Raw genomic sequence first — 6423 nt, 5'->3', positions numbered from 1 at the left:
ACCGATGAACAAAATTTCTAAAGAAGCGGCAGAAGCCTTTCAGCTTCCTGTCCAATCGTATTGAGTGATCAGGAGAAAAGGAAGTGACTACATGCGGCTAATCTTGTTATTAACCAAAAATATATTAGTAGAACAACGACTACAGGACCAATTGCAGCAATTGAATTATGAAGTATTGTGTTCGGTTCAAGCGTTCCAACAGTTAAGAAAAGAAGGCCGGGTGATGGTGGATCATCAGGTCGTCATCTTCAGTGAAACCATTAGCAATAAAGAGATCGCAGAAATTTTACCTAAATTGGTCTCTGGAAACGTGGTAATCTTTCGCAAATTCAGTATGGCGCCCTCTGTAGAAGAACAGGAACAGCTGAGAGAACTAGGCTTATCTGAATGGCTGACCGACACTATTCCACTGGATCAGCTGCGGGAACGATTGGCGGATAAGATGGAAGAGGTCCAACAGACTGAAGAAGAGCAGTGGTTGTCTGCTTACCAGCACTCAGCGATGACAGAAAAGCTGCAGGAGCAGTTCATGAAGACTTTAACGAAAAGAGAGAAGCAGGTGTTTCTCTATTTACAGGAAGCCAACGGCGAGATTGTCTCGCGGGAGGAACTGTGTGAGTACTTGTGGCATGAACCGCTGGAACACTCTCGCATGTCGCAGCTGTCGGTGATCGTGAAAAAGATTAAGCAAAAGCTGGCTGAAGCAGGCTTTAGTAACGATCTGTTGCGAACGATTTGGGGCAGCGGGTATTGTCTGACACCGGAGTTTTCGTTGGAGTTGGTGGAGTGAGTAGCTTAAAAGAAAGTAATAGCTAGTCATGATTGAGGTAACGTTTAGGAGGATGAAGGGTGAAAAAGAAATTAATAGTATTTATCCTGTTGGGGTTGTTAGGTATTTCTTTAGGCGTTCAATCCGTTACACAGGCTGAAGATGTGGAGCAAGTTACTGAACCTGTTGTTGAGGAAGTTGTAGATGAATCAATTGATGGTGAAGCGTCTGATTCAATGGAAACGGGAAAACCAAAACGCAGCTTAGCACAAAGCAATGAGACTAGAACGATTGAGCTGCAAAAGTTCTATATTGAAACAACAGATGGTGCAGCTGATTCAGTTTCTGTTCCATTTCCGAATACAAATTATAAGCTCCATTATAGCAAGGACGGCAAGGAGACATTTCTTAGTGAAGGTGTAACAAACGAAAAAGGTGAGATTCTCAATTTTAAACTTGAAGGGATTCCTTCAGAGGGAGCAGCCTTAAGGGTTAGATACTATTTAGGTAATGAAAACCGTGGTTTTGTACAGAAATTCAATAAAAACCACTACGGTTTTGTCTTCACCTTAAGGTTGATTGATCACAAACAGACGATTAATTATATCAATACGAAAGCAAGGTTTGGGAATACAGTTGATCCGGATTCTTATTTTTATAATTTTCAAGCGGCTCGAATCAATTGCTATTTTGATCAGGCAGTTACTGAATATACAGAAGCAGTCAAACAGGCCAATCAGTTATTGCCTGAGAGTTCCCGTTTTGAACTGAAACCAATAAATATGAATTTTGAAAAAGGAAAACACATAGGTGGTAGTGCTTTTTGCAGAAGAGGGTATGACCAAAGTGGAGTATCAGATATCGTTATTGGAAACCACAGTACAGGAATATACACGGACTACTATTTGAAGCGTGTAGTTATGCATGAATGGACACACTGGAATATGTATCAGGCGACCGGTATGCCTGGAGGAGTTTATGAGGATCATTATAGTTTCAATCCTAATCCTCAGACTAGTTACAAAGAAGGCTGGGCAATTTTTGTCGCTGATATGTTTAGGAAAAACTATGAGAATGAGAAACACGACAAGGTAGTTCAAACTGTGGAATATAATCGGTTCTACGGTAAATCAGTGAATTTAACAGTTTACCATGTTTTATACGACCTGCTGGATACTGGAACAAATGATGAAAGCTTCAGTGTTTCCCAAAGGTACTTGGATGAAGAGTTATCGGATCAAGAAACCAGACAATTAAACTTAGGCATGCTTCATACAGCTATGGTGGAGTCTAAAGCGACAACTTTACAGGGTCTATTGAACTACCTAGAAAACAAGTATGTATTAACAGCTTCCGACAAGGAGAAATTCGCTCAGCTGCTTGAAGTAAATGGTCTATCCAGAGATGGTAACTTTACTTTGGATGGTGATGGAAATCCTTTAGCAGCACCCATGATGGTACCCGTAATAACTGAGGAAGTGGACGTCTGGGAGAATGAATCGGATGATTTTTAAGTGCCTGAACGTTATCACATAAGTATTTTTGAAACAAAATAGTGAGTATATTGAATGACAATCATAAGTAAAGGAGTGTGAGTGTATGAATAAAATACTACTTCTCACCAAAAATATATTAGCTGAACAGCAACTGCAAAAGCAGCTTCAGTTACTGAATTATGAAGTGTTTTGCTCCTCTGAAGGAGTGAGAAATACGCAGATGTTTCCCATTTTTCAATTTTTTCCCATCATTATGCTGAGCGAAACGATTAGTAACTTGGAAGCAAAAAAATTGATGGCTGCCATTGGGGAAGGCAAGAGCTTGGTGATTCGCTTAACCTCGGAAAGTGAACCCAATGAAGAAGAACGAGAAGATGGCATCGCTGGGTACTTGTCAAAGGCGTTGCCCTTTGATGCGATGCGAGAAAAATTAGTCATGCTGCAAGGAATGTTCTATGAAGAACGGGTAGAAAGTGACAGTCAGGAATGTCCGCCCATTCAAAGCATGGAAAATCGCTCGTTACAGACTTCTAGTGGTCGGATTTTCTTTTCCAAAAAAGAAGAACGATTGTTTAAATTGTTGCTGGAGGCAAAAGGCAGAATGTTATCCCGTAAAGAAATTTGCGACATCCTGTGGTCAGAAGGCGAAACAGATTCCAACCGCAGCCAGCTGTCTTGCATTGCCACCAAGATCAAAAGCAAATTTAAGAATATCGGCTATCAGGGAGATACCATTATTACCAAATGGGGGCAGGGTTATGCGTTGGCACCCAACTTTTATTTGTACCTGACAACGGGTCAGTTGGATACCGAGTATCTAAGAGAGTCGAAGCAAATGAGTTCAGTAACTGTTTGATTTGTGAATGGATAGGTAAAAGACTACGTAGAATCGAGGCAACTGATGAAAGCCATTGTAATGGATATCGATAATACCTTTTGCGAGAAAAAGGGAAATAAGGAATACGCTGATCTGGAACCAATCCAAGAAGTGGTGGATCAGATGAAAGCTTATAAAGAAAAAGGCTACAAGATCATTTTATATACAGCCCGGCAAATGCGAACGTACCAAGGAAATGTGGGCTTGATTACTGCCAACATGGTACCGGTGTTGACCGAATGGTTGGAGAATTGGGATATCCCTTATGACGAATTACATGTAGGGAAACCGTGGTGTGGTCAAGGCTTCTATGTTGATGATCGGGCCATCCGTCCCAGTGAATTTCTGGAATGGACGGAAGAAGAAATTTTAGAACGAATCGAGGATGACCGATGGAAGCAGTCATGATTTTAAATACGAAAAAGATTTCAGCCGATATGCAAAAGCGCTTTGGGGCGATTTATCCTCTCATGTTGCCTTTCGAGGAGGGCACGATTGAAGAGAGCTTGTTAGAGAAATATCGTGAGAAAGACTATGTATTTATTCTGTCAGATGAAAGTCAGGCAGACGATGGAGAATCCTTTAAGCAACGTTCGGAATCGGTGTATGAGCTGTACCTGACCAGTAAAGAAAGCCGGACGTTGTTACAGGTGGTTCGGAATGGATTGAAACGGATTCTGTCATTAGTGAATGAGGATTTTCATTTAACAGTCAATTTTGGAGATACGTATGTACAAGAAACTATTGTTTCCGCTGAAGACTACCTTGTAATTGGTGCACGAGACAATGCGGTGCCTTGGACGAGTGTGGTTCGCGAAGAGAATCGCTTGCGGTTTAGCAATAAAAATGAGCAGTCGCAAAACAAACCCAGCAGCCAGCTAGTAGCCGGAGTGTTTGGCTTCCAAAGTGGCAGGGAGTTTCTGCTTTCCTGTATGTCGGTCTTGCTGGAAGAGTATGAACAGGGAAAGAATGGTCGGGACGATAGCCGGTCTTTTTATGAAGCCATCAAAGATTATGATGAAAACTATCATTCGGTGGAATTGATTTCGACTGATACTTGGCTGGACTTGGGCCATGAGAAGGAATACTTGGAAACGAAGAAATTGGTTCAAGCACGCTTCTTTAATTCGATTACGATTGATGACCAACGTGGAATTCTCACTAAGAAAAGTGACGATACCAAAAAGCTGATTCATGAAATCGAATGGTATATCAAAATGCCAGAGGAATTACAATTCTTTACGCCAAGGATTTATAACTACTCATTAGATACGCAACAACCTTGTGTGGAAATGGAATATTATCCGTATGAGACTCTGCATAACTTGTACATCTACGGCAACTTGGAAATCAGCGCTTGGGAAAAAATCATGGACAAGCTGATGTTTGTGAGACAAGAGATGAAGCTGCATTCCGCGAATAAACAACTGGACCCGCAGGATTTGAAAGATATTTACTACCAGAAAACTGTGGATCGGGTAAAGCGATTGATGGAAGATCCGGCGTTTGAAGTGTTCTATGAAGCAGCACCAAGCATCAATGGTGTGACATATTTACCAGTGAAAGAAATCATGGAACGTTTACTTAGCTTGTTAGAAAACAATCAGCTGATTAGTGAAAAGTCGGCTTCAATTATTCATGGCGATTTCTGTCTAAGCAATATTTTATTTGAAGTAAGCAATCAACTAGTGAAGTTGATTGATCCACGCGGGAAGTTTGGTTCCTTTGATATTTATGGGGATGAATTTTACGATATCGCGAAGATCATGCACAGCTTTGAAGGTGCTTATGATCATATTATTACGGATCAATTTACATTGGAACAGGAAACCGCAACAGTCTATTCGTACACGATTCATAAGACGGAGCTGCAGAATGAGATTACGGAATTAGTGAACGAAAGTATTGCCCAACGATACCCGATTGAACAGGTTCGATTAATCGAAGGGTTGTTGTTCTTGTCCATGATTCCGTTACATGCGGATTATCCAGAACGGCAGAAGATTATGTTTGGGCAGGCGATGAAGTTGTTGGCGCCGTATTTGGGAGGCAGCTGATGAAAGTCATTATTACCATGGCTGGTCGAGGCAGCCGTTTTACTAAACAAGGGTATACACAGCCCAAACATGAAATCATGGCTGGGGATCGCAGCTTGTTCTCGTGGGCAATAGGCTCGTTAAAACAGTTTTTTGACGAAACCTTTCTTTTTATCGTCAGAAAAGGCAGCTATTCTCCGACGTATTTAATAGAAGAAATTGTGGGATTAGGAATTAAAACCTACGACATCATCGAGTTAGATGAAGTGACCAATGGACAAGCCGACACGGTTATGCAGGCAGCGGAACTTATAAATAAGGATGAAGATATTCTAATTTACAACATCGATACTACAATTCAGCCTGAGTATCTTTCCAAAGAAGCCATTCGCCAAGCGGATGGCAGTGTCCCCTTGTTTAAAGCAGAAGGGACTCATTGGTCCTTTGCCAAGCTTGATAGAACCCAGGAGCGGATTACAGAGATGGCAGAAAAGCGTCCGATTTCTTCTTGGGGATCGGTAGGCTTATATTATTTCCGCCAATGGCAGGATTTCTCTGAAGCCTTTGAAGCGATGTCCGCTCAATTATTGGCGGAATATGGCGAGATTTATATTGCTCCTTTGTATAACTATTTGATTGAACGAGGAAAAACGATTCATCCGGTATTTTTACCGGAGGATAGTTACGCGGCATTGGGAACGCCGGAGGAGTTAGAAACATTTATTCATCATCAACTAGAAAATTTTCAAACAGGAGAGAACATATGAACTATTCAATAGACACCTTAAACAATATTCAATTAGAAGAGCATGCCCAACCCTTTGGCGATGAAGGAGTAGGCAATTTACTGATTTTATTAGTGATTTTTCAACAGCTTGAGAAGGGCAATTTGTTGGTGGATGATGCGGTGGTCGTATCAGAAGCGATTGCCGGGGAAAAAAAGAATCTTAACTGTCTGGGCTTTGAGCAAGGAGAAGAGTGGCTGTTATCAGATTTGATTCAACTTCAAGTACTGACGGGTGCACCAGATTGCGCCTTATTATTAGCCAAATTGTTCCGAGAACAAGTGAAGAAAAGTGCACAAAAAGCGATGGATGCATTTGTTCTTGAAAATAAGCTGACAGAGAATTGCTGCAAAAATGTCTCTGGCAGAAGAAAAAAGAGTGCACCTCAAAGCTACACCATCAATGATATTAAACGGATTGGTCAAGCATTTTCTACCCTTCCTTCTGAGTACCACCATTA

At 41.3% G+C, this 6423-nt stretch carries 7 protein-coding genes; all 7 read left to right on the top strand.

Going from position 1 to position 6423, the window contains the following annotated elements:
• Nucleotides 1–91: 91 nt before the first annotated feature.
• A complete protein-coding gene (locus I588_RS26220; RefSeq protein ID WP_010759113.1) occupies nt 92–790 on the top strand; it encodes a winged helix-turn-helix domain-containing protein in 699 nt (232 codons plus the stop codon).
• Nucleotides 791–849: 59 nt separating this feature from the next.
• Entirely contained in the window at nt 850–2283 is a 1434-nt protein-coding gene (locus I588_RS26215) for a hypothetical protein (protein WP_010759112.1), read from the top strand.
• 85 nt (nt 2284–2368) lie between these two features.
• On the top strand, nt 2369–3121 hold the full coding sequence (locus I588_RS26210) for a winged helix-turn-helix domain-containing protein (protein WP_010759111.1): 753 nt from the start codon (nt 2369–2371) through the stop codon (nt 3119–3121).
• 45 nt (nt 3122–3166) lie between these two features.
• Nucleotides 3167–3550 carry an HAD family hydrolase gene (locus tag I588_RS26205; protein WP_010759110.1) on the top strand — a complete coding sequence of 128 codons (384 nt, stop codon included), beginning with the start codon at nt 3167–3169 and terminating at the stop codon, nt 3548–3550.
• Nucleotides 3535–5199: an aminoglycoside phosphotransferase family protein gene (locus I588_RS26200; protein WP_010759109.1), complete on the top strand. Its 1665-nt coding sequence runs from the start codon at nt 3535–3537 to the stop codon at nt 5197–5199. Before I588_RS26205 ends, I588_RS26200 begins: the two co-directional genes overlap by 16 nt.
• Entirely contained in the window at nt 5199–5945 is a 747-nt protein-coding gene (locus I588_RS26195) for a glycosyltransferase family 2 protein (RefSeq protein ID WP_010759108.1), read from the top strand. The genes I588_RS26200 and I588_RS26195 overlap by 1 nt, the downstream gene beginning before the upstream one ends.
• Nucleotides 5942–6423, top strand: a 482-nt coding sequence (locus tag I588_RS26190; RefSeq protein WP_016250101.1) for a hypothetical protein, incomplete at its 3' end; no start/stop codon positions are given. The genes I588_RS26195 and I588_RS26190, both read left to right, overlap by 4 nt.

Source organism: Enterococcus pallens ATCC BAA-351 (assembly GCF_000407485.1).
Classification (GTDB): domain Bacteria; phylum Bacillota; class Bacilli; order Lactobacillales; family Enterococcaceae; genus Enterococcus_A; species Enterococcus_A pallens.
This window is presented reverse-complemented; position numbering and strand designations above follow the sequence as displayed.

What these genes read in the sequence shown, in the direction of transcription:
- I588_RS26220 (WP_010759113.1), top strand. Translation starts at nt 92, where the DNA reads ATGCGGCTAATCTTGTTATTAACCAAAAATATATTAGTAGAACAACGA.
- I588_RS26210 (WP_010759111.1), top strand. Translation starts at nt 2,369, where the DNA reads ATGAATAAAATACTACTTCTCACCAAAAATATATTAGCTGAACAGCAA.
- I588_RS26205 (WP_010759110.1), top strand. Translation starts at nt 3,167, where the DNA reads ATGAAAGCCATTGTAATGGATATCGATAATACCTTTTGCGAGAAAAAG.
- I588_RS26200 (WP_010759109.1), top strand. Translation starts at nt 3,535, where the DNA reads ATGGAAGCAGTCATGATTTTAAATACGAAAAAGATTTCAGCCGATATG.
- I588_RS26195 (WP_010759108.1), top strand. Translation starts at nt 5,199, where the DNA reads ATGAAAGTCATTATTACCATGGCTGGTCGAGGCAGCCGTTTTACTAAA.